Source organism: Methylobacterium oryzihabitans (assembly GCF_004004555.2).
Taxonomy (GTDB): Bacteria; Pseudomonadota; Alphaproteobacteria; order Rhizobiales; family Beijerinckiaceae; genus Methylobacterium; species Methylobacterium oryzihabitans.
The window spans coordinates 1-455 of record NZ_SACP01000152.1 but is presented as its reverse complement, the minus strand read 5'-3'; the positions used below and the strand labels follow the sequence as shown (position 1 = coordinate 455).

The window sequence follows — 455 nt, the reverse complement described above, 5'->3', positions numbered from 1 at the left end:
CCCTGGCTCAGAAGAACAAGGCCTGATCAATGACCCAGAAGATCATTCGCGTCGGTAACATCGAGATCGCCAACGACAAGCCGTTCGTCCTGTTCGGCGGCATGAACGTCCTGGAGTCCCGTGACCTGGCAATGAAGGTCTGCGAAGAGTACGTGCGGGTGACCGAGAAGCTCGGTATCCCGTACGTGTTCAAGGCCAGCTTCGACAAGGCCAACCGTTCGTCGGTGACGTCCTACCGTGGTCCGGGCATGGAAGAAGGGCTGAAGATCTTCGAAGAGATCAAACGCACCTTCAACGTGCCGGTGATCACCGACGTGCACGAGCCTTACCAGGCCGAGCCCGTCGCCAAGGTGTGCGACATCATCCAGCTGCCGGCCTTCCTGTCGCGGCAGACCGACCTGGTGGTGGCCATGGCCAAGACCGGCGCGGTGATCAACATCAAGAAGGCCCAGTTC

1 protein-coding gene is annotated in these 455 nt (G+C 59.8%); it reads left to right on the top strand.

Annotated features, from left to right (window positions below):
* Window positions 1–29 precede the first annotated feature (29 nt).
* The coding region (locus tag EOE48_RS28815; RefSeq protein WP_484213854.1) for a DAHP synthetase I family protein at window positions 30–455 on the top strand (426 nt) is incomplete at its 3' end.